This is a genomic window from Kitasatospora sp. NPDC094019, from assembly GCF_044764505.1.
Taxonomy (GTDB): domain Bacteria; phylum Actinomycetota; class Actinomycetes; order Streptomycetales; family Streptomycetaceae; genus Kitasatospora.
In genome coordinates, this window is record NZ_JBIWIF010000001.1 from 33,635 (window position 1) to 55,105 (window position 21,471).

At 74.8% G+C, this 21,471-nt stretch carries 21 protein-coding genes; 9 read left to right on the plus strand and 12 right to left on the minus strand.

Annotated elements, in window-relative coordinates:
• Positions 1–198: 198 nt before the first annotated feature.
• The 3 genes from ACIQ9P_RS00155 to ACIQ9P_RS00165 are packed head-to-tail and all read right to left on the minus strand — an operon-like array spanning position 199 to position 2,145.
• Positions 199–909, minus strand: a complete 711-nt coding sequence (locus ACIQ9P_RS00155) for an anti-sigma factor family protein (protein WP_402347191.1) — start codon at positions 907–909, stop codon at positions 199–201.
• Positions 906–1,466: a sigma-70 family RNA polymerase sigma factor gene (locus tag ACIQ9P_RS00160; RefSeq protein WP_402349760.1), complete on the minus strand. Its 561-nt coding sequence runs from the start codon at positions 1,464–1,466 to the stop codon at positions 906–908. Before ACIQ9P_RS00160 ends, ACIQ9P_RS00155 begins: the two co-directional genes overlap by 4 nt.
• Positions 1,467–1,521: 55 nt before the next feature.
• Positions 1,522–2,145 (minus strand): hypothetical protein, encoded by a 624-nt coding sequence (locus ACIQ9P_RS00165; protein WP_402347194.1) that lies wholly within the window; start codon positions 2,143–2,145, stop codon positions 1,522–1,524.
• A gap of 126 nt (positions 2,146–2,271) precedes the next feature.
• Here ACIQ9P_RS00165 and trxA point away from each other — a divergent pair, with 126 nt between their 5' ends.
• Positions 2,272–2,715, plus strand: a complete 444-nt coding sequence (gene trxA / locus ACIQ9P_RS00170; RefSeq protein ID WP_402347197.1) for a thioredoxin — start codon at positions 2,272–2,274, stop codon at positions 2,713–2,715.
• A 102-nt stretch (positions 2,716–2,817) separates the two neighbouring features.
• Here the strand turns inward: trxA and ACIQ9P_RS00175 are convergent, their stop codons facing one another.
• Positions 2,818–3,789: a helix-turn-helix transcriptional regulator gene (locus tag ACIQ9P_RS00175; protein ID WP_402347200.1), complete on the minus strand. Its 972-nt coding sequence runs from the start codon at positions 3,787–3,789 to the stop codon at positions 2,818–2,820.
• 265 nt (positions 3,790–4,054) lie between these two features.
• On the opposite strand from ACIQ9P_RS00175, the gene ACIQ9P_RS00180 reads away from it, so the two are divergent.
• The 3 genes from ACIQ9P_RS00180 (at position 4,055) to ACIQ9P_RS00190 (ending at position 7,863) form a co-directional block, all read left to right on the plus strand.
• On the plus strand, positions 4,055–4,798 hold the full coding sequence (locus tag ACIQ9P_RS00180; RefSeq protein WP_402347203.1) for an alpha/beta fold hydrolase: 744 nt from the start codon (positions 4,055–4,057) through the stop codon (positions 4,796–4,798).
• A gap of 309 nt (positions 4,799–5,107) precedes the next feature.
• Complete coding sequence (locus ACIQ9P_RS00185; RefSeq protein WP_402347206.1) at positions 5,108–6,589, plus strand: dihydrolipoyl dehydrogenase family protein; 1,482 nt, start codon at positions 5,108–5,110, stop codon at positions 6,587–6,589.
• Between the two features lie 176 nt (positions 6,590–6,765).
• The gene (locus ACIQ9P_RS00190) at positions 6,766–7,863 is read left to right on the plus strand and encodes a WD40/YVTN/BNR-like repeat-containing protein (RefSeq protein WP_402347209.1); all 1,098 of its coding nucleotides are present in this window, start codon (positions 6,766–6,768) and stop codon (positions 7,861–7,863) included.
• Between the two features lie 86 nt (positions 7,864–7,949).
• Here the strand turns inward: ACIQ9P_RS00190 and ACIQ9P_RS00195 are convergent, their stop codons facing one another.
• On the minus strand, positions 7,950–8,402 hold the full coding sequence (locus tag ACIQ9P_RS00195) for a hypothetical protein (protein WP_402347212.1): 453 nt from the start codon (positions 8,400–8,402) through the stop codon (positions 7,950–7,952).
• Positions 8,403–8,523: 121 nt separating this feature from the next.
• On the opposite strand from ACIQ9P_RS00195, the gene ACIQ9P_RS00200 reads away from it, so the two are divergent.
• Complete coding sequence (locus ACIQ9P_RS00200) at positions 8,524–9,303, plus strand: GNAT family N-acetyltransferase (RefSeq protein ID WP_402347215.1); 780 nt, start codon at positions 8,524–8,526, stop codon at positions 9,301–9,303.
• Positions 9,304–9,340: 37 nt separating this feature from the next.
• Here ACIQ9P_RS00200 and ACIQ9P_RS00205 read toward each other — a convergent pair whose 3' ends face one another.
• Positions 9,341–10,192, minus strand: a complete 852-nt coding sequence (locus ACIQ9P_RS00205; protein ID WP_402347218.1) for an EamA family transporter — start codon at positions 10,190–10,192, stop codon at positions 9,341–9,343.
• 91 nt (positions 10,193–10,283) lie between these two features.
• On the opposite strand from ACIQ9P_RS00205, the gene ACIQ9P_RS00210 reads away from it, so the two are divergent.
• Entirely contained in the window at positions 10,284–11,147 is an 864-nt protein-coding gene (locus ACIQ9P_RS00210) for a MurR/RpiR family transcriptional regulator (RefSeq protein ID WP_402347221.1), read from the plus strand.
• A 71-nt stretch (positions 11,148–11,218) separates the two neighbouring features.
• Positions 11,219–12,244: a LacI family DNA-binding transcriptional regulator gene (locus tag ACIQ9P_RS00215; RefSeq protein WP_402347224.1), complete on the plus strand. Its 1,026-nt coding sequence runs from the start codon at positions 11,219–11,221 to the stop codon at positions 12,242–12,244.
• Positions 12,245–12,291: 47 nt separating this feature from the next.
• Here ACIQ9P_RS00215 and ACIQ9P_RS00220 read toward each other — a convergent pair whose 3' ends face one another.
• The 5 genes from ACIQ9P_RS00220 to ACIQ9P_RS00240 all read right to left on the minus strand — a co-directional run bounded on the left by ACIQ9P_RS00220 (position 12,292) and on the right by ACIQ9P_RS00240 (position 17,847).
• Positions 12,292–13,581: an FAD-dependent oxidoreductase gene (locus ACIQ9P_RS00220; RefSeq protein WP_402347227.1), complete on the minus strand. Its 1,290-nt coding sequence runs from the start codon at positions 13,579–13,581 to the stop codon at positions 12,292–12,294.
• A gap of 113 nt (positions 13,582–13,694) precedes the next feature.
• Positions 13,695–14,747, minus strand: a complete 1,053-nt coding sequence (locus ACIQ9P_RS00225; protein WP_402347230.1) for an ABC transporter permease — start codon at positions 14,745–14,747, stop codon at positions 13,695–13,697.
• Positions 14,744–15,718 carry an ABC transporter ATP-binding protein gene (locus ACIQ9P_RS00230; protein ID WP_402347233.1) on the minus strand — a complete coding sequence of 325 codons (975 nt, stop codon included), beginning with the start codon at positions 15,716–15,718 and terminating at the stop codon, positions 14,744–14,746. Before ACIQ9P_RS00230 ends, ACIQ9P_RS00225 begins: the two co-directional genes overlap by 4 nt.
• 21 nt (positions 15,719–15,739) lie before the next feature.
• Entirely contained in the window at positions 15,740–16,255 is a 516-nt protein-coding gene (locus ACIQ9P_RS00235) for a GntR family transcriptional regulator (RefSeq protein ID WP_402349763.1), read from the minus strand.
• A 101-nt stretch (positions 16,256–16,356) separates the two neighbouring features.
• Entirely contained in the window at positions 16,357–17,847 is a 1,491-nt protein-coding gene (locus ACIQ9P_RS00240; protein ID WP_402347236.1) for a DUF2079 domain-containing protein, read from the minus strand.
• A 187-nt stretch (positions 17,848–18,034) separates the two neighbouring features.
• Here ACIQ9P_RS00240 and ACIQ9P_RS00245 point away from each other — a divergent pair, with 187 nt between their 5' ends.
• On the plus strand, positions 18,035–19,111 hold the full coding sequence (locus ACIQ9P_RS00245) for a fatty acid desaturase family protein (protein WP_402347239.1): 1,077 nt from the start codon (positions 18,035–18,037) through the stop codon (positions 19,109–19,111).
• 98 nt (positions 19,112–19,209) lie between these two features.
• Here the strand turns inward: ACIQ9P_RS00245 and ACIQ9P_RS00250 are convergent, their stop codons facing one another.
• The gene (locus ACIQ9P_RS00250; RefSeq protein ID WP_402347242.1) at positions 19,210–19,722 is read right to left on the minus strand and encodes a GNAT family N-acetyltransferase; all 513 of its coding nucleotides are present in this window, start codon (positions 19,720–19,722) and stop codon (positions 19,210–19,212) included.
• Positions 19,723–20,045: 323 nt separating this feature from the next.
• On the opposite strand from ACIQ9P_RS00250, the gene ACIQ9P_RS00255 reads away from it, so the two are divergent.
• Complete coding sequence (locus tag ACIQ9P_RS00255; RefSeq protein WP_402347244.1) at positions 20,046–21,422, plus strand: erythromycin esterase family protein; 1,377 nt, start codon at positions 20,046–20,048, stop codon at positions 21,420–21,422.
• Positions 21,423–21,471 lie beyond the last annotated feature (49 nt).

The window sequence follows — 21,471 nt, forward strand, 5'->3', positions numbered from 1 at the left end:
AGGCCGCGTGGGAAGTCGATGTCGTCGACTTCCCACGCCAACGGCGGAAGCGCCACTCGCCGGGCTGGCAGAGGTGTCGGAGGAGGGGCTTCCCAGGAGAGCAGTCGTCCGGCCGGGCCGCTGCGGTGGTGTTGGAAGTCGGCGACGTCGACTTCCTGTGGGGCTCGACATGGGTGCAGGCGTGGGGCGGGCTTCGAGTCAGGGGGTGTGGGTGGGGATGGTGAGGAGGAGGGTGTTCGTGTCGAGGGTGCGGATCTCGAAGTGGTCGATGGTGGTGGGGGGGAGGGCGGTGCCGCCGGTGGTGCGGAGGGCGGCGGTGGTGTAGCCGGTGGCGGGGACGCTCCAGGTGGTCACCGTCTGCCGGGCGCCGGTACCGGAGACGGCGACCAGGTCGCAGGTGAGCGGGCCGGGGACGCCGGAGAGTTCGAGAGTGACCCGGCTGCCCCAGGGCGCGGCGTCGACGCCGACGACGGCGTGGGCGCCGGTCGCGGGGTCCGTCCCCGTGAACCGGTGGGCGGCGGCCGTGGCGACCGCCGCGGGCGGGGAGTCGGCGGTGACGACGGCGGCGGTGACCGCCGGTCCGGCCAGTACCGCGGCGCAGGCCACGACGACCAGCGCCAGCCGCCGGCTCCGGCCCCGGCGGCGGACCGCCCCGGCCTGCGCCACCAGCCGGTCGAGCAGCGCGGGGTCCGGCTCCGGCACCGGGTCGGCCGGGTCGCCGTCGGCCGCGTACTCGGCCAGCAGGGTCCCGACGGGGGTGAGTTCGGCCAGTTGCCGGGCGCACCGCGGGCAGCCGGCGGCCAGATGGGCCTCGAAGGCGGCGTGTTCGATCGGGTCCAGCACGCCGAGGGCGTAGGCGGCGACGTCGAGGTGCACGGACGGCGCGGGGCCGGGCTCGGGCGGTGTCATGGTGTCACGCCCCGTTCCTCCAGTGCGAGTCTGAGCGCGCGCAGCGCGTAGTACAGCCGCGAGCGCACAGTGCCTGCGGGGATGCCGAGTTCGGCGGCCGCCTCGGTCGCGGTCAGGCCCTTGAAGTACGTCTCCACGACGACCTCCCGGTGCGCGGGCGAGAGGTCGCCGAGGGCGTCGGCCACCGTCATCATCCTCAGTGCGCGGTCGAGTTCGTCCGCGGCGGGAAGCAACTCCAGCGGCGCCGGGTCCACTTCGCGCGGGCGGGCGAGCGCGGCACGGTGTCCGTCGATGACGATCCGCCGGGCGACGGTGGCCAGCCAGGGACGCAGCGACCCGGTCGCCGGGTCGAGCCGGTGGAGGTTGCGCCAGGCCCGCATCAGGGTCTCCTGCACGACGTCCTCGGCGCGTTGGCGGTCCCCGGCGACGAGGTGGAGCACGAAGCCGAGCAGGGGCCCGGCGTGCTCGCGGTAGAGGGCCCGCATCAGCTCCTCGTCCGGTGCCGGCGCGCTCCGCGCGGCCGGGCGGCCGCCACCGGGAGGCTCCTCGGTCACCATCACATCCTTGCGCACCGGTGCCTCCGGGTCGAGTGCGGGCGGCGGCCCGTCGGGCTCAGTAACCGGAGCCGCCCGAGGTGGCGGCGGCCCGGTCGCCGGCGGGGGTCACCGCGAACCAGACGCCCTGGACACCCTGACCCTTGGTGTCGCCGGGGTTCGTGTCGGGGGCGTAGCGGTAGAGCGGCCAACCCGCGAGGGTGAGCTGCTTGCCGCCGTCGGCCCGGGTGACGGTGCCGACCAGCTTGGCGTCGACGCCGTTGACGGTGGGTGCCGCGCCGTCGGCCGTGGCGGGCGGCCAGAGGGCGGCGCAGTCGCCGGCGCAGGTGGCGGTGGACGGGGTGGCGCTGTCCTTGTCGAAGCGGTAGAGGGTGAAGCCGGCGCTGTCGGTGACGATGGTGCCGAGCCGGGGGTCGGTGGTGGTCCGCAGGGTGGCGGACGCGCCGGGGACGGCGGGCGCGGAGGAGGACGCGGGCGGATTGGCGGGCGGCGAGCCGCCGGAGGAGGAGGTGGACGAGCCGCAGCCCGCGACCAGGGCGGCGGCGGCCAGACCGGCGGCGGCGAGCACGGCGAGGCGCCCGGACCCGCGGCCGGGACGGGCCGGGCCCCGGGGCCTGGCACTGCTGATGGTGCCGGTGCCGGTGCCGGTGGTGCTGGAACTGGTACGGCGGGTGTTGCGCATGGTGACCGCTCCCCGGTCGGTGCGTGGGCACGTCGGTGCCGGACACCCTCCGGTACGGACGGGGGAGCGCTTCCGTTCGACGAACCGCGCGGTAGGGTCCGCGGAATAGCGCGCGGACAGCAGCCGTTGTGGGGGGCAGATGGCCTTGACCGCCACCACCGGAAGGGCAGGAATCGCGAGATGAGCAGCACGGTCGAGCTGACCAAGGAGAACTTCGACGAGATCGTCCCTGGTGAGGGCGGCAAGGATTTCGTCCTCATCGACTTCTGGGCGGGCTGGTGCGGCCCGTGCCGCCAGTTCGCGCCGGTCTTCGAGAAGGCCGCCGAGCGTCACCAGGACCTCGTGTTCGCCAAGGTCGACACGGAGGCGCAGCAGGAGCTCGCCGCGGCGTTCGGGATCCAGTCGATCCCCACGCTGGCGATCATCCGGGAGGGCGTGCTCGTGTTCTCCCAGGCCGGTGCGCTGCCCGAGCCGGTGTTCGAGGATCTGATCGGCCAGGCCAGGAAGCTGGACATGGACGAGGTCAAGCGGCAGGTGGCGTCGGAGCAGAACGGCGCGCCGAAGAGCTGACGTCCGGTCGTCGGTACGGCGGGCTCCGGGGTGGTTCGTCCACTCCGGAGCCCGCCGTCGCGCGTTCTGCGGGCCCCGGAGCGGGCGGCGCGGGCGCGGCGCTCACCCGTCGGCCGGTCCGGCGTCCGCCCAGTCCGCGAGCCGGACGGCCAGCGCGCGGACCTCGTCCCGCAGGGCGGCGGGGCGGCGGACCGTGAAGGGCCGGCCGAGGCCGGCGAGCAGTACGGCCATGCCGTCGAGCCGCTCGGCCCGGGCGCGGAGCAGCACCCTGCCGTCCTCGGTCGCGGTGACCGTGCCGACGGTGGGCGGGATGCGCAGGCGGGCCTCGTCCAGGCCGATGGTCAGCACGACCTCGACCTCGTGCCGCCACGGCACCGAGGCGAGCGATTCCAGGACCCGCCGCACCGGGTCGACGTCCGCGGGCGGTTCGAAGCCGGCCTCGCCCGGGCGGACGGAGCGGATCCGGTCCAGCCGGAAGGTCCGCTGCTCGCCGCTGCGGTGGTCCAGCCCCGTGGTGTACCAGCGGCCCGAGTGGAAGACCAGCCCGTAGGGGTCGAACTCGCGTTCACTGGACGTCCCGGCGCGGTCCCGGTAGTCGAGCCGGACCCGGCGGCCGCGGCGCGCCGCCTCGGCGAGCGTGAACAGCGCCGGGGCGGCCGGGGTGGGGCCGGTGGCGGGCGCGGCGGTCAGTCCGAGGGTCTGCTCGACGGCCGCGATCTGGTCGCGCAGCGCCGTCGGCAGCACCCGCCGGATCTTGGCGAGGGCCGAGTCACCGGCCTGCTCCCCCACCGACAGTCCGGACCGGCGGCCGGACAGCAGACCGAGCACCACCGAGGCGGCCTCGTCCCCGGTGAGCATCAGCGGCGGCAGCCGGTATCCGGGCAGCAGCCGGTACCCGCCGTAGCGGCCTCGGTCGGCCTGGACCGGGATGCCGAGTTCGGCGAGCCGGGCCGCGTAGCGGCGCACGGTGCGGACGTCGACCCCCAACCGCTCGGCGAGGTCGGGGCCGGTGAGGCCGGGGCTGGCCTGGAGCAGTTCGAGCAGGACGAGGATGCGGCTGACCGGGTGGTCCACGGTGCTCCGCTCCTGTTCGCTCCTGGTTCGCTCCGGCCCTGCCGCTCGGCGGGGCGACCGGCGACCGGCGACCAGTGACCGGTGGCCGATCTGCCGGGTCGATCACCCGGTCGCCGAAGCGGCCGCAAATCCGGTCGAGTTCTGTCCTGTTGCCATTCTAAGGTCGGAGACACGGCGGGCGGCCCGGACGACGGTCAGGACCGGGTCCGGTCCCGGCGCAGGCCCAGGCACAGGCACAGGCATTCCAGGAGAGGACCGTTCCATCATGAGCACCTTCGTACTCGTCCCCGGTTTCTGGCTCGGCGGCTGGGCCTGGGAGGAAGTGGCCGAGCCCCTGCGCGCCGCGGGCCACACCGTGCACGCGGTGACCCTGCCCGGGCTCGCCGAACGGGCCGCGGAGGCCACGCCGGAGACCGGCGCCGAGGCCCAGATCGCCGACCTCACCGAGCTGTTGGTGCGCGAGGACCTCCGGGACGTGGTCCTGGTCGCCCACAGCGGCGGCACCATCGCCGTGTCCGGCGCGGCCGACCGGGTGCCGGAGCGGATCCGGCGGGTGGTCTACGTCGACTCCGGCCCGCTCGCCGACGGTGCCGCGCTCGCGGACCTCTGGGAGCCGGCCTACCGCGCCACCCTGGAGGCCACGCTGGTGGACGGCCGGTGGCTGCCACTGCCGTCCTGGGAGGTGCTGGCCTCCGACGGCACCTCGGTGGAGGGGATCGACGAGGCCGGGCTGGCACGGTTCCGCGAGCGGGCGACGGCCCAGCCGGCCGGGACGTTCTACGAGCCGGTGCGGCTGACCGGTGGGGCGGACAAGCTGCCGAAGGCCCTGGTCTCCTGCTCGATCCCGCTCGCCCGGCTCCGGGAACTGATCGCCGCCGGGCACCCGTACTTCGCGGCGCTCGGCGGGGCGGAGTGGGAGCTGCGCGAGGTGCTGACCGGCCACTGGCCGATGTTCTCCCGGCCGGCCGAAACGGCGGCGGCGCTCGCGGAGTTGGCGGAGCTCGGGTAGCGCCCGGCGCCCGGCCGCCGGCCCCGGCCACCGCGCCCGGCCGGGCTCCGGCCGGGCGCGGACCGGGCGCGGACCGGCGCTCCGGGGGACGGCCGTCGGGGCCCGGCACGGCGTCCTCCGGGATGTGAAGGGTTTCGGGACGGCGGCTTCGCCCGCGTGTTCGGCTGCGCCGGGCGGTCCGGTCGGCGCAGGATGGGCTCGGCACATCCGCCCCGGCCCCGCCGGTGCGCCGACCGGAGGAGTACCGGCCGAGCGCACCGTCCCGACACACCGGCCGGGCGCACCGACCCGGAACACCGAGGAGCACGCATGACCTCCCCCCAGTCCCCCGCCGCCGAGGAGTTCGACGTCATCGTGATCGGCGCGGGCCCCACCGGCGAGAACGTCGCCGACCGGACCGCCGCCGCCGGGCTGCGCACGGTGATCGTGGAGAGCGAACTGGTCGGCGGCGAATGCTCGTACTGGGCCTGCATGCCGAGCAAGGCGCTGCTGCGCCCGGTGGCCGCGCTGGCCGACGCCCGTGCGGTGGCCGGTTCGCGGGAGGCCGTCGGCGACGGCGCGCTGGACCCGGCGGCCGTGCTCGCCCGGCGCGACTCGTTCGCCTCGCACTGGCAGGACGAGGGCCAGGTGCGGTGGCTCCGTGACACCGGCATCGAACTGGCGCGGGGCCACGGCCGGCTGGCCGGCGAGCGGCAGGTGACGGTCGAGTCGGAGGACGGCGGCGAGCGGCTGCTGGTGGCCCGGCACGCCGTCGCGATCTGCACCGGGAGCCGCCCGGTGCTGCCGCGTGACGTGACCGGACTGGCCGACGCCCGGCCGTGGACCAACCGCGAGGCGACCGGCGCACCCGCCGTCCCCCGCCGGCTGGCCGTCGTGGGCGGCGGGGTGGTCGGCGTGGAACTCGCCACCGCCTGGCGGGCGCTCGGCTCGGAGGTGGTGCTGCTGGTCCGCGGTTCCGGACTGCTGCCCCGGACGGAGCCGTTCGCCGGTGAGCTGGTCGCGGACGGCTTGCGGGACCTCGGGGTGGACCTCCGGTTCGGGACGGAGGTGACCGCGCTGGAGCGGCACGCGGCGGACGCGGCGGAGGACGGGTCCGAGGGCCGGTCCGAGGTCACGCTCACCCTGGGCGACGGCGGGCGGCTGACCGTGGACGAGGTGCTGTACGCCACCGGGCGCGCCCCGCGCACCGCCGACGTCGGTCTGGAGCAGGTCGGCCTGCACCCCGGTGACTGGCTCGACGTGGACGACAGCTGCACCGTGCTCGGCGTCGACGGCGCGTGGCTGTATGCCGCCGGGGACGTCAACCACCGGGCGCTGCTCACCCATCAGGGCAAGTACCAGGCGCGGATCACCGGCGCGGCGATCGTCGCCCGCGCCCAGGCGCGCCCGTTGGACACCGAGCGCTGGGGCGCGCACGCCGCGTCCGCCGACAGCGCCGGGGCGCCCCAGGTGGTCTTCACCCAGCCCGAGGTCGCCGCCGTCGGCCTGACCCTGGACGCCGCCGAACGGGCCGGCCTGCGGGTCAAGGCGATCGACCACGACCTCGGCGCGGTCGCCGGCGCCTCGCTCTACGGCGACGACTACCGCGGCCGGGCCCGGGTCGTGTTCGACCTGGACCGGAACGTGCTGGTCGGCGCGACCTTCGTCGGCCCCGGCGTCTCCGAGCTGCTGCACTCGGCGACGATCGCGGTGGTCGGCGAGGTGCCCGTCAACCGGCTGTGGCACGCGGTGCCCGCCTACCCGACGATCAGCGAGGTCTGGCTGCGGCTGCTGGAGGACTGCCGGGGCTGACGCCGACCGGCGGTGCGGCGCCCGGTCGTCCCGGGCGCCGCGCCGCTCCGGCCCACCTCGGCGCGGCGGGATGTGGCGCGGCGCGGCGGGATGTGGCGGGCCCCGGACGGCGGGACACTGGCCCGGGAGGGGTGTGTCCGCGGGGGACCGTTTCGCCGACCGGGTGGTGTGTGGCAATGACCGAAGTGCTGTTGGCCGTCGGGACCGAGAAGGGCCTCTTCCTCGGACGCAGTCGTGACCGGCTGGACTGGGAGTTCAGCGGGCCGCACTTCCGGATGAACGCGATCTACTCCGTCGCCGTCGACCGCCGCGACGGTCGGACCAGAATCCTGGTGGGCGCCGACAGCAGTCACTGGGGGCCGTCGGTGTGGCGCTCCGACGACCTCGGCGCGAGCTGGTTCGAGCCCTCCACCCCGGCCGTCCGCTTCCCCGAGCACACCGGCGCCTCGCTGACCCGGGTCTGGCAGCTCCAGCCGGCCGGGCCCGAGGCCCCGGGCGTGGTCTACGCGGGCACCGAGCCCGCCGCGCTGTTCCGCTCCACCGACGGCGGCGAGAGCTTCACCCTGGTCGAAGCGCTGTGGGACCACCCGCAGCGCACCGAGTGGGGCGCCGGCTACGGGGGCCAGGGCCTGCACACCGTGCTCTGCGACCCGCGCGACCCGGAACGGCTGCTGGTCGCCGTCTCCAGCGGCGGTGTCTACCGCAGCAAGGACGGCGGCGGCAGCTGGGAACCCTCCAACACCGGTCTGCGGGCCGAGTTCCTGCCGGAGGAGAACCAGTACCCCGAGTTCGGCCAGTGCGTGCACAAGATCGCCCGGGACGCGGTGAACCCGGACCGGCTGTACCTCCAGAACCACGGCGGCGTCTACCGAAGCGACGACGGCGGCGAGAGCTGGCGCTCGATCGCCGACGGCCTGCCCGCCGACTTCGGCTTCGCGATCGCCGCCCACCCGCACCGCGCCGACACCGCGTACGTGTTCCCGCTCGGCGGCGCCGACGACCGGATCCCGCCGGGCCGCCGCTGCCGGGTCTTCCGCACCGAGGACGCCGGCGACAGCTGGCGGGCACTCGCCGAGGGCCTGCCCGGCGAGGACCACTACGGCGTCGTGCTGCGCGACGCGCTGCGCACCGACGACCTCGCGGCGACCGGCATCTACTTCGGCACCCGGACCGGCGACGTCTACGCCAGCAACGACGAGGGCGCGCACTGGGCGGCGCTGCTCTCCCACCTCCCGGACGTCCTCTGCGTCCGCGCGGCGGTGGTCGCGGACTGACCGCGGCCGGACGACCGGGTCGGCGGCCGGACGGCGGTACGGAACGGCCGGCACGGCAAACGGACGGCGCGGCGGAACGGGCGGGCTCAGGTGTCGTACTCGCCGTCCCAGGGAGCGTGGAAGCCGAGGCCGTCGGGGTAGAGCTCGGCCCAGTCGTCCTCCGTCGCGTCCTCGTCGTGCCGCTCGACGACCAGGCCGAAGCGGCAGCCGTCGACCAGCACCGCGAAGGGCACGACGGCGATGTCCCCGAACTCCCGCTCCGGCAGCGCGTCCAGCCACGCCCGCCGCAGTTCCTCGGCCGCCTCCACGGCGGCGGTGCCGAACTCCTCCGGCGCCGCCTCGATCCGTGAGCCGAGGTGCCGCCCGCCCCGGTCGAACCGGTGCAGCACCGCGTACCACGTCCCGCCGTCGGGGTCGGTCGACCCCTCGGGGAGCGCGTAGCAGACGGAGGCGAAGAACTGGCCGCCCCGGCAGCGGCCGATGGTGTCGGTGCGGCAGCCGGGCTCGTGGAGGATCGGGACGACCTCGGGGACGCTCATGGCGAGAACGCTACGAGCCGCCACCGACAATCGGTTTGATGCCGGCGGATCGTTCACCGAGCATGGCGGACGACGGGGCGCACCGAGGGGTGTGCCCGCGCGCGAGGAACGGACGGACGGTATGGCACAGGCGGCGGGGAGCGACTGGCAGTACGGGTACGGGGCCGACGGGGTCGCGGTGGTGCGGTTCGAGCGGGGAGAACGGGAGGGCCGCCCGTGGGCGGACCGGCTGGAGGTGGTCGACCCGCGCGCCGACCTGGCCGCCCAGGCCGCCTTCGTGCGGGCGGAACTGGCGGGCTGGGTGGTCTCCGGACCGGTCCGGCTCGGTGAGGAGCTGGTGCGCCGGGGAGCCTCGGTGCTGCGCCACGGCCACACGATGCACCGGAGCCTCACCGACGCTCCCCCGCCCGGGGGTTGGGCGGGCTGGGCGGACACCCCGCTCCGGGACGGGTTCCGCGCCGTCCCCTGCGACCGGGGGGCCGCCGCACTCGCGCCCGCTTCCCGGACGGCCTTCGGCCCCGGCCACCCCGACCACCGCGCCGACGAGGGGCAGGACGAAGCGGTCGCGGTGCGGCGGCTCTCCGAGCTGCTGTCCGGACAGGTCATAGGCTCCGTGCTGCCCGCCAGCTCGCTGGTCGTGGACGGTACCGACCGGGTGGTGGCGGGCGCCGTCCTCACCGATCGGGACGGCCTGCCCTGGATCGCCCATGTGTTCCGCGACCCGGCGCACGGCTACCCCGGTCTCGGCCGCGACCTGCTGCGCCGGGTCGTCGCCGAGGTCGCCGCCGGTGGCGCCGAGGAGATCGGACTCGCCGTGACCGAGGGCAACCGGGCCCGGCAGCTGTACACGGAGCTGGGTTTCACGACGACGGACACCTCGCTGACGGTCATCGTCCCCTGAACTCCGGGGGCGTGCCCCCGCCGTCCTGGAACCGGCCTCAGGGGCGGGCCAGTTCCAGGACGGCTATCCCGGCCAGCACGGCCGCGCTCGCCGCCATCCGCAGCCGCCCCAGGCGCTCCCGGAAGACGACGGCGGCGATCAGGGCGGCGATCACGATGCTGGTCTCGCGCAGCGCCGCGACGGTGGCGAGGTCCCCCCGCGACTGCGCCCACACCACCAGCCCGTAGGCCGCCAGCGACAGCACGCCGCCTAGCAGCCCGAACGGCACCGCCGGACCGGCCCCCGCCAGCAGGCGCGGCCCGCGCCGCGCCAGCGCGATCAGGGCCAGGACCGGCCCCTGGAGCAGGAACAGCCAGGCGACGTAGCCGCCGACCGTCCCCGCGTGCCGCACGCCGCCGCCGTCGGACACGGTGTACGCGGCGATCATCACCCCGGTGCCGAGCGCCGCCGCGAGCGCGGGCAGCTGGGCCCGGCCCGGAATCCCCTTGGCGAAGGCCAGCCCGACCAGTCCGCAGGAGATGACGGCCACCCCGAGCAGCTCCCCGAGCCCGGGCGACTCGCCGAGCAGGGCCACCGACAGCACCGCCACCAGCAGCGGCGCGGACCCGCGCGCGATCGGGTACATCTGCCCGAAGTCCCCCAGCTGGTAGGCGCGCAGGAGCAGCAGCTGGGACGCCACCTGCATCGCGACGGAGGCCAGCAGGTACGGCCAGGCGGCCGCCGCCGGGAAGGGGTTGAGCAGCACCAGGACCACCGCGCACGCGGTGTACGCGAGGTTGATCAAGGTGAAGCCGACCAGCTTGTCCTCGATCCGGTGCGCCATGCCGTTCCACACCGCGTGCAGAACGGCGGCGGTCAGAACGGCCACGGGGACGGCGGCGGCGGCCATGGCGGGGCTCCCCTCCGGGGGACGAAAAGGCAGGACCGGGGAACGGCGGAACACCGATCCCTGGAATCGAGTTCCACGGTACACTGGATCCATGGAAGAGCGTTCCGAATTTTCTCCGCTGGAATCCCAGCTGGCCGCGCACGTCCGCGCCCGGCTTGGCGAGCTGCGCGGCAGCGAGGAACGGGTCGCCCGGGTGGTCCTGACCCGGGGCGCCGATCTGGTCGGCCTCAGCGTGAGCGATGTCGCCGAGCTCGCCGGGACGGCGCCGTCCTCGGTGGTCCGCGCCTGCCAGCGGCTCGGCTTCCGGGGCTACCAGGAGCTGAAGATCGCGGCCGTCCGCCAGGCCCCGGCCCTCGCGCCGGACGCGTCCGACCCCCGGGACCCGGCCGCCCGTGCCCTCGCCGACACCGTTCGCGCCGCCCGGGAGGCACTCGACGGGATCGCCACGACGCTGGCCGTCGACGAGCTGCGGGCGGCGGCCGGGGCGCTGAACGCCGCCGACCACGTCCTCGTCCTCGGCGAGGGACTCTCCGGCGCGGTGGTCCTGGACGCCGCCTACCGACTGCGTGCCCTCGGCCTGCGCACCGACGCCCCCGCCGACCCGAGCACCGCGCAGCTGGCCGCCGCACAGCTGCCGTCCACCGCCGCCTGCCTGGCGGTCAGCCACACCGGGGCGACCCGCACCGTGGTCGACGCCGCCCGTCACGCCCGCGACAACGGCGCCGCGGTGGTGGCGGTCACCAGCTACGCCCGCTCCCCGCTCGGCGAGGCCGCCACCCACACCCTGGTCGCCGGCGGTCAGGACCTGGTCTTCGGGCTGGAGACCACCGCCAGCCGGATCGCCCACCTGACGGTGGTGGACGCGCTGACGCTGACCCTGCTCGCCCTGCGCGGCGAACCGGCGGAGCGGGCGCTGCGCCGCTCCGCGGACGTCACCGCCGACCAGATGTACTGACGGTCCGACGCGGCGTCCGGCCGGTGGAACGGCGGCCGGAGCCGTCGGTACCGGTGTGTAGGCTCGCGGGCATGGCAAGGGTGACGCGGGACGACGTGGCGAGGGTGGCGGGGACGTCGACCGCGGTCGTGAGTTATGTGATCAACGACGGGCCGCGGCCGGTGGCGGCCGCGACCCGGGCCCGGGTGCTCGCCGCCGTCGAGGAGCTGGGGTACCGGCCGAACCGCGTGGCGCAGGCCATGGCACGGCGGCGGACCGACCTGATCGGCATGGTCGTCCCGGACGCCCGGCAGCCCTTCTTCGCCGAACTCGCGCACACCGTCGAACGGGCCGCCGCCGAGCGTGGGCGGCTGCTGCTGATCGGCAACTCCGACTACGCCAACGAGCGCGAGGCCCACTACATCCGCGCCTTCCTGGGCATGCAGGTGGACGGCCTGATCCTGGTCACACAGGACCCGTCCGCCCCCGGCGTCGCCCGCGCGGACGCCACGGACGGGACGCCGGTCGTCCTGCTGCACCACCGGGCCGAGACCGAGCACGGGCTCGCGGTCGTCGCGGACGACGAGGGCGGGGCGCGGGCGGTCGTCGGCCATCTGCTCGGGCACGGCCACGCCACGGTGCACTGCTTCGGCGGCACGTTCTCGCTCAGCCCGAGCGACCCGGTGACCGTCCGCACCGCCGGCTGGGCCGCCGCGCTCGCCGCGGCCGGACTCGCCACCGAGGGCCGACTGGTCGGCGCGCCCTTCGACCGCGTCCGCGCGCACCGGGAGGCGCTCGCGCTGCTGGCGCGGGCGGACCGGCCGACGGCCGTGTTCTGCGCCACCGACGATCAGGCGATCGGCCTGCTGCGGGCCGCCGACGACCTGGGTCTGCGGGTGCCGGAGGACCTCGCGGTGGCCGGGTTCGACGACATCGCGGAGGCCGTGATCGCCGGCCCGCCGCTCACCAGCGTGGCCACCGCGCAGGAGGAGATGGCGCGCGCCGCCGTCGACCTGGTGCTCGGCGGGCGCGCCGACGGGGAGCCGATGCCCGCCGGGCCCCGGATGTTCCCGGCCCGGATGGTGGTCCGCCGCTCCTGCGGCTGCGCCGGGTCCTGAGGCCGGGGCCCGGGCAAGGGTCCGGGCAAGGATCCGGGAGACAGGCCCTAAGCGCCGTCCGGCCCGGTGGGCGGCCCGGCCATGAGGTGCAGGTTCTCGTGGCCGTCGGGGGCCAGCACCCGGTCGTGGTTGAACGCGGAGATGCCGGCCCAGAACGCGCCGCGTTCGAACATCGCCTTCTCGTACCCCTCGACGGCGGTGTCCAGGGCCGCCGCGGTCGAGCTGTCCCAGCGGGCCGGCGGGGCCAGCACGGGGGCCAGCGCGAGCGCGAGTTCGGCGGCGTCCCACATCGCCAGGTTGACGCCCTGCCCGGCGAACGGGGACATCAGGTGCGCCGCGTCCCCGACCAGGGTGACGCCCGGGCGGCGCGGCCAGCGCAGGCCGACCGGCAGCATCTCCATCGGCTGGGTGCGCAGGGTGTCGTCGCAGGCGGCCAGGGCGTCCCGGAACTCGGGTGCCCAGTCGGCGAAGTGCCGGGCGACGGCGGCGCGGGTGCCCGTGGGGTCGGCGGCGGAGAGACCGGCCACCCGCAACCAGTCCTCGGGGCTGCGGAAGAAGGCGTAGACGCGGATCCGGCCGTCGCTGTTGCGCTGGAGGACCAGGCCCTTGTTGTCGTGGAAGGCGAACAGGCTGCCGCCGCCCACGGCGGCGGCGGCCCCGGGGGCGGTCCGGTCGGCGTCCGGGATGCCCAGCTCGACCAGGTTGACGCCGGTGAAGCGCGGCTCCACGGAGGTGAGCAGCGGGCGGACCCGGGAGTGCGCGCCCTCGGCGCCGATCAGCAGGTCGCAGAGCTCGACGTCGCCGTTGTCGAAGTGGAGCCGGTGGCGTCCGTCGCCGAGCGGCTCGGCGCGGTCGAGGCGGTGGCCCCAGCGGACGGCGGTGGGGGCGAGCGAGTCCAGCAGCAGTCCGCGCAGATCGCCCCGGTCGATCTCCGGGCTCTCCCCCGGGTCGGCCCCGCCGGGCGCACCCGGCCCACCCGGCCCACCGCCGCCGTCCGGAGCGGGCCGGTCGCCGAAACCTCGGGGAGCCGCGCCGTGCTTGTCGACGATGCGGAACTCCGCGCCCTCGGGCCTGGCCTTCGCCCAGAACTCCTCGGTCAGGCGCGCCTCCTGGACGGCGCGCCGACCGGTGTCGGCGTGCAGGTCCAGGGTCCCGCCCTGGCCGCGCACGTGCCGGTCGGGCTCGCGCTCGTGGACGGTGGCGGCGATACCGTGGACCTGGAGGATCCGGGCGAGGGTGAGCCCGGCCGGGCCGGCGCCGATGACGGCGATCCTCGCGACCGTTCCGCTCGTTCCGCTCGCACCGGCCCCGCCGGTCCTTGCTGTCGTTCCGGTCATGCTGCGCAGTTCTCCTTCTGGGACGGGGGAGACCGCAATCGGCCGTGACGCCGTCCCAGTCTGCTGGGCCGCGGGCGCGGGCAGAAGACCGTAATCGGACGGCGCCGGACCGTTCAGACCCCGGCGCGGGTGAGCCGGCGGAGGACGACGATCACCACGGCGGCGGTGAGCGTCAGCAGCAGACCGGCCTCGACCAGCTGGATCGGCACCAGGTGCGAGACCGGGTGGTACTGGCCCCAGGCCGTCGGCGCCTCCTGACAGCCACTGGTCGACTCGTAGCATTCGTCGCTCATCTTCCGGGTGCCGTCCGCCAGCACCACACCGCGCTCCACCAGCCAGGCACTCGCGGGCTGGACGAAGCCGCTCATCATGGTGTTGTACGGCTGCTCCTCCTCGACCAGCGGCCAGAAGAACGGCCGCCAGGCGACCACCACGGCCTGGGCGACTGCCACCACCACCCCGCTGACCAGAATCGCGCCGACGGTGCGCCGCAGCAGCTGCCCCACCAGCACGCCCAGTGCCAGCCCGAACAGCGACCAGGCGACCGGGGCGACGCCCAGCACCGGGTAGGTGAAGCCCTGGAACGGAGGGTCGAAGGCCACCGGGCCGTGGTAGATGTCCGACCACCACACCCAGCTGGTCAGCGCGGACAGCACGGCGGTCGCCACCAGGACGGTCGCACCGGGGATGGCGAGCCGGGTCAGCAGCCAGCGACGCGGGCTGACGGACTGCGTCAGGACCAGCCGGACGGTGCCGCGCTCGTACTCCTGCGCGAGCAGCGGCCCGCCCAGGAACATGCCGATCAGCACCGGAACGGCGGTGACGGCCGGCTGGAGGATGTCGGTGAACATCCGGGTCAGCATCTCGACCCGGCCGTACTGGATCCGGCACTCGATCCGGTCCCAGGAGGCCGGGGTGTGGCAGGAGGTCCGCTGCATGACCCCGATCCGGTCCTGGATCAGGACGTGCAGGGCGACCAGGACGGCGGAGAGGACGACGAGCAGGATCGCCACCGACCGGATCGCGGCCCGGTTCTGGTGCAGGACCAGCCACAGCGCCCCGCTCGGCCCGCGCCTGCGGCGGGCCGCGGCGGAGCCGCCGTTCACGGCCGTCGGGGCGGCCGGGCGGGACGGGTTCGCCGGGCCGGACAGGGTGTCGGTGCTCATGCGGCGGCCTCGCGATCGGGGGCGGGGGCACTGGCAGTGGAGGACGGGGGCAGCGGGGTGCGGAGGTAGGCCAGCAGCAGTTCCTCCAGGCTCGGCCGGACCGACTCCCACGGCCCGTCGACCGGTTCACCGGTGTGCAGCAGCGCGGTGACCTGGCGGCCCCGGACCCTGCGCTCCACGGCGGTCCCGGCCGGGAGTTCCGCCCCGTCGGCGATGCCGGTGAGCAGCCGGTGGTTGTCGAGGATCTCCTCCGGGTCGCCGGACAACCGGATCCGACCCGCCTGCACCAGCAGCAAGTGGTCCATGATGCCGTCGAGTTCGGGCAGGATGTGGGAGGAGAGCAGGATCGTGGTGCCGCGTTCGGCGGCCTCGGCCATCAGGACGCCCATCAGTTCGTGGCGGGCGAGCGGGTCGAGGTCGGACATCGGCTCGTCGAGCAGGAGCAGGTCGGCGCGCTTGCCGAGGGCGAGCGCGAGGGCGACCCGGGTGCGCTGACCACCGGAGAGCGATCCGACGCGGGCGTCGAGCCGCAACTCCCCCATGTCGATGACCCGCTGGGCCGCCTCCTCGTCCCAGGACGGGTTGAGCTCACGCCCCATGCGCAGCGTCCCCGCCACCGTGAAGGAGGGGTAGAGCGGCTTCTCCTGGGTGACACAGGCGACCCTGGCCCGCGTCTCCGGCGTGCTCGACGCCTCGCCGAACACCCGCAACTCGCCCTCGGTGGGCTCGATCAGGCGCGCGGCCAGGGAGAGCAGGGTGCTCTTGCCGGCCCCGTTCGCGCCGACCACACCGCAGATCCGGCCCGCCGGGACGCTGAACCCGCAGTCGCGCAGCGCCCACCGGTCACCCCGGTAGCGCTTTCCGAGTCCCACGGCCTCGATGGCCGGCGTTCCGTCGGCCGGCGTCCCGTCGGACGGTGTGCCGTCCGACGGCCCGGATATCGCGCGCGTCGCCGCTGTCTCGTCTGTCATGCGGCCCCCACCCTCTCTGTTCTACGCGGTCGGATCCGCCGGCCCGCTGCTCCCGACACTGCCGGAACTCCCGTTGCTGCCAGTGCTCCCGGCGCGATCGCCGCCGGTGGCTCCAGTGCCCCCGCTGAGGCCGGGAGCAGCACCGCCGCCGCTGACGCCGGTCTCGAAGCGCTGGTCCAGCACGGAAGCCATCAGTGCGGAGATGTCCTCACGGTCGAGTCCGGCCGTACGGGCCTCGTCGACCCACCCCACCAGCCCCGCGCGCAGCGGCCCGTCGGCGGCGGCCTCGGGCCGGGCGAGCGAACGCCGGACGAAGGTGCCGAGGCCGGGCCGGGGTTCGACCAGCCCCTCGCGTTCGAGTTCGCGGTACGCCTTCAGCACGGTGTTCGGGTTGATCGCGGTCTGTTCGACCACCTCCCTCGCGGTCGGCAGCTTGTCCCCGGGCTGGAGCACACCGAGCCGCAGAGCCTGCTTGGTCTGCTGCACGATCTGCTGGTAGGTGGAGACTCCGCTGCGCCGCTCGATGCGGTACTCGATCACACCCGCATCACCCTTTCACTAGTTTATTGGTGGAATGGTGGCGGACCACCGTGCCGCGGTCAAGTCCGACCCACCCCGGGGGAAGGCGCGGGAAGGCCCTACGGGCGACCGAGCAGCCGCAGGTCACCGTCGTCCACGACCCGGCGGTAGCCCAGCCGCTCGTAGCGGTCGAGCATTCGGACCGTGTCGGCGATCGCACAGGGGGCCCGCACGCTCGGGTCGGCCAGGTCGACGACCACCCAGTCCGGACCGCCCCGCACCACGCCGACCGACGGGGACCCGACCGGCGGGGACTCGACCGGCGGCGACGGCTCGCGGCACACCAGGCCGACCGCGGTCCGCCCGGCCAGTTGCGCGGCGAGGCGGTTGGAGGCGGCGACGGTGGAACCGTCGGGTATCCGGGCGAGCATCGCCCGGGTCCGTTCCAGCCGGGGCGAGGTCCCCCAGGCCCCGGGCGCGACGAGTTCGTGCAGCGGGTAGACCGGGAGCGTCACCAGGGCGACCAGCGCGGCGGCCGCCAGTGCGCGCCGGGCCCGGCGGACGGCCGCCCGCCCCGGTCCGGCCTCCCACCCCCTCGCGAGCACCCGGCCCGGGCCGTCGAAGGCGCCGGTCCGCCGCACGGCGTCCACCAGGGCCGCCAGCAGCAGCGGCATCAGCACCGCGCTGTAGTGGTAACCGACACCCCAGTAGTGCGGGTTGTCCGCGGCGAGCCGCCAACCGAGGGTGGGCACGCAGAGCAGGACCAGCGGTGACCGCAGCCCCAGGAAGCCGGCCGTCGCGGCGGCCAGTCCGAGCAGCAGCCACTTCAGCGGCGGCCAGACCAGTCGGCCCGCGACCTCCCACGGCGCGCCCGCCGCCTCCCGGGCACCCATCTGACCCCAGTAGTCGAAGCCCCCGTCCGGATTGAACGACGGCAGCACGACCAGCACGGTCAGCGCGGTCGCCGCGAGCCCGAAAACCGCCACCCCGAAGCCCAGCGCCCTGGTCCCGCTCCCCTTCCCCGCCCGGACGGCGACCAGGGCCCCGACCGCCGCCACGGTGAGCCCGAGGTCCTCCTTGACCAGCACCAGCGGCAGGGCCCGGAGCACGGCGGCGACCGGTCGGCCCCGGCCGAGCGCGGTGGCGGCGAAGGCCAGCAGCGGCACCGCGAACGCGATCTCGTGGAAGTCGTCCGCCACCGCCTCGACGATCCCCCAGGAGACCCCGGTCAGGCCGCCGACCAGGACCGCCAGCCTCGGGCCGCCCACCTCGAAGGCCCAGTGGGCGAGCGGCACGACGGCCAGCGCCATCAGCACCGCCTGCGCCAGCAGCAGGGTGACGGCGCTCGGGAACAGCCGGTACAGCGGGCCGAGGGTGGCCAGCACCGGGTGGAAGTGGTCGCCGAGGAGGTGGTAGCCGGGACCCTTGAGCAGCACCACCGGCGCCTCCCCGTGGGCGTAGGCGCGCACCGCCTGCTCGAAGATGCCCAGGTCGTAAGCCTGGGTCAGCATTCGCCGGTGCCGGTTGACGGCGACACAGGCGTAGAGCGCGGCGAACAGCCCGGCCAGCCCCCAGGACAGCGGCCGGGGCCGACGGAGGGCATGGAGCATCCCCATGAGTAAACCACCCTTTCACTACTCAATTAGTGAAAGGGTGGTGGAAGCCCTGGATGGCCGTCAACCCCGACCACCCCCGGGCCGGGGGCATCCCCTTCCCCGACCCGGGGGCCAACCCCCCTACGGAAAAGGGGGCTTGTCCGATTCTCCGCCCCCCGGACCGACCACCAGACTTCCTGCCATGAGCCCAGAGCCCACGACGCTTGCCCCGCGCGCGGCACCCACAGCACTCGCAACACCCGCAACGGCCCCGCGGGAGCGGGAGGGCAGCGACTTCGCCCAACTGGCCCGCCGGATCACCGAGGCGGGGCTGCTCGACCGGCGCCCCGGCTACTACACCGCGCGCTTCGGCCTCACCCTCGCCGCCTTCGCCGGCGGCTGGTACGCCCTGTTCGCCCTGGGCGACACCTGGCTGCAACTCGCCCTGGCCGCCGCGATGTCCGTCGTCTTCACCCAACTTGGACTACTAGCACACGATCTGGCGCATCGTCAGGTCTTTCGCGGTCGGCGGGGCGCCGAGATCGGCGGACGGCTCGTCGCCAACCTGCTGATGGGCATGAGCTACGGCTGGTGGATGAACAAGCACACCCGCCACCACGCCAACCCCAACCACGAGGGCCGGGACCCGGACGTCTCCCCCGACATCGTGGTGTGGTCCCAGCGACAGGCCCGGGAGGCGCGCGGGGTCGCCCGGTTCATCGGCCGCCGGCAGGCTTACCTCTTCCTCCCGCTCCTCCTCCTGGAGGGCCTCAACCTCAGCTGGAACAGCTTTCGCGCGCTGCGCGGCCCCGGTCTGAAGCGCCGCCGGCTGGAGGGTTCCCTGCTGGTGCTCCACTTCGCGGCCTACCTCGGGGTCGTCCTGGCCGCCCTCCCGGCCGGAAAGGCGATCGCCTTCCTCGCCGTCCACCAGGCGGTGCTGGGCGTCCACCTGGGCTGCGTCTTCGCGCCCAACCACAAGGGCATGCTGATGGTGACCCCGGAGATGCGGCTGGACTTCCTCCGCCGCCAGGTGCTGACCTCGCGCAACGTCCGCGGCAACCCGGTGCTCGACACCCTGATGGGTGGCCTCAACTACCAGATCGAACACCATCTCTTCCCCAGCATGCCGACCGCCGCGCTCCCCCGGGCCGCCCGGATCACCCGCCGGTTCTGCGCGGAGAAGGGCATCCCGTACTACGAGACCGGGCTGCTCCGCTCCTACCGGGAGATCCTGACCCACCTCCACCGCACCGGTGAGCCGCTCCGCGCGGACCACTGACCCAGCGCCGGGCCGGGCCGGGCCGGGCCGGACCCGGGTACGGCCCGGTACCGGCGCGCCGGCGTCGGGGCCTGGGCCTGGGCCTGGGCCTGGGCCGGTCAGACGAGTTCGGCTGCCAGCAGGTCCATCAGCAGGTTGTCGTGCCAGGTGCCGTCGGAGCCGCGCTCGTACTGGCGCATCACCCCGACCGGGCGGAAGCCGACCTTCTCGTAGCAGCGGATCGCCGCCGCGTTGTCGGCCGCCGGGTCGATGATCAGCCGGTGGTAGTGGTGGTCGTCGACGAGGTGGCGGGCCAGGGTGCGGACGGCGTCGGTGCCGTGGCCGCGCCCGTGGTGGGCCGGGTCGAGGTAGATGTCCATCCCGGCGTGGCGGTACTCGTCGTCGTTCTCGGCGTACCACTGGACCGCGCCGACGATCCGGCCCCCGAGCTCGACAACGAGGGTCTCGGTGCCGGGCTCCGCGAGGTCGGTGGTGACGGCGTCGGTGAGGTCGTCACCACCGCGCCAGCGGGCGAAGACCTCGGGAGTGCGGCGGATGGCGACCAGGGCCGGGATGTCCTCGGCCGAGGCCGGGCGGAGTGTGACGTGCGCGCCGTGCAGATTCGTCCCCATAACAGCGGATGCTTCCATGGAACGCGGCATTCGGCGAGCCGTTATCGCTTGGCCGGCACCCCGTCCCACCAGCCATGACTCGCCCTCGTGGGGCACCTGCCGCTCATCCTCCTCCGCTCCGCCTCGCGTCGTCCGGTCACCGCGCGCGGTAACGGACGGAAGGCCCTCGCCGGTCGGGGGGACCGCCGCCCGGTTCCACCGGGGGGTTGCCCCCGGAAAGGACGGCGGCCCTCCCCAGCGCGCCGCGGGACCCTCCGCGGTGAAGATCAACTCATCGAGCGCCGAAGACATCGGCGTTCCTCGGTCGAGGAGTGATCATCACGATGGCAGGCAACACGCGGACCGGGCGGCGCGGACTGCTGGCGGCGACGGCGGCACTGGCCGCCGCGGCGGTGCTGGCCCCGGTGGCGGCGGTCGCCGCACCAGTGACCCCCGCGGCCGCCGCCGCGACCGCTGACCCGGCGCAGGCGCAGCGCTCCGCCGTGGTGCGCGCGCTGGACGGCGTCGCCCAGCCGCTGCGGACGACCGAACCGGGCGGCCGCACCGCGGACCTGCGGGCGCTGGGCGCGATGATCGGCGACGCCCGGGTGGTCGGCCTCGGCGAGGCCACCCACGGTTCGCACGAGTTCTTCGCGATGAAGCAGCGGCTGTTCCGCTACCTCGTCGAGGAGAAGGACTTCACCACCTTCGCCCTGGAGACCAGTTGGAGCAGCGGCCTGGAGATCGACGAGTACGTCCAGGGCGGCCCGGGCGACGCGCGGCAGGTGGTCAAGAGCGCCCTGGGCGGCAGCCCGTGGGACCGCGAGGAGTTCGCCGACCTGATCGACTGGATGCGCTCCCACAACCGGAACCGCCCGGAGAACCCGGTCCACTTCCTCGGCGACGACATCGGCGCCCCGAGGCTCGGTGACCGGATCTTCGAACGGGTCGCCTCCTACCTGCGCGAGGCCCGCCCGGACGCGCTCCCGGAACTCGAAGGGCTCTACGCCGGGCTGCGGCCGTTCGACGACACCATGGCGTACCTGAAGAGGCCGGTCGCCGAGCGCCGGGAGAACGCCGCCGGGGCGCGACGGGCCCTCGACCTGGTCAGCGCGAGCGGCGCCGGCGGGGACGCCCACGCGTGGGCCGTGCAGCACGCCCGGAACATCGCCGAGACCTTCGACTTCGCCGCCCTGGACCTCGCCGACCCGGCCTCGGTCTCCGCCGCGGAGCAGCTGCGCGACCGGGCGATGGCGGACAACACCGCCTGGTGGGAACGCCGTACCGGCGGCAGGGTGCTGCTGTCGGCGCACAACGGGCACACCGGCTACCTGGCCACCGACACCTTCCTGTACCCCGAGCCGCAGGGGTCCCACCTGCGTGACGTCTACGGCCGGGACTACGTGGCCGTCGGCTTCACCTTCGACAGCGGTTCCTTCCTCACCAACGACGGGATCCTGACCGACGCCTGGAAGGCCGTCACCGTCCCGCCGGCCACGCCGGACATGAACGAGCACACCCTCGACCGGGTCCAGTACCGGGACTACTACGTCGACCTGCGCACCGCCCCCCGGACGGCCCGGGACTGGCTGGACGTCCCCCGCCCGACCTACGAGGCGGGGTCGGTCTATCTCACCGACCCCCGACCGCAGTTGGCGATCGGGCGGGCCTATGACGTCCTGATCCACCTGAACCAGGTCACCCAGGCCCGCATGTTCTGACCGCCCGGGGGCGGGTTCGGGGCCCCGGGGCACGGGTGGGGGCGTGACG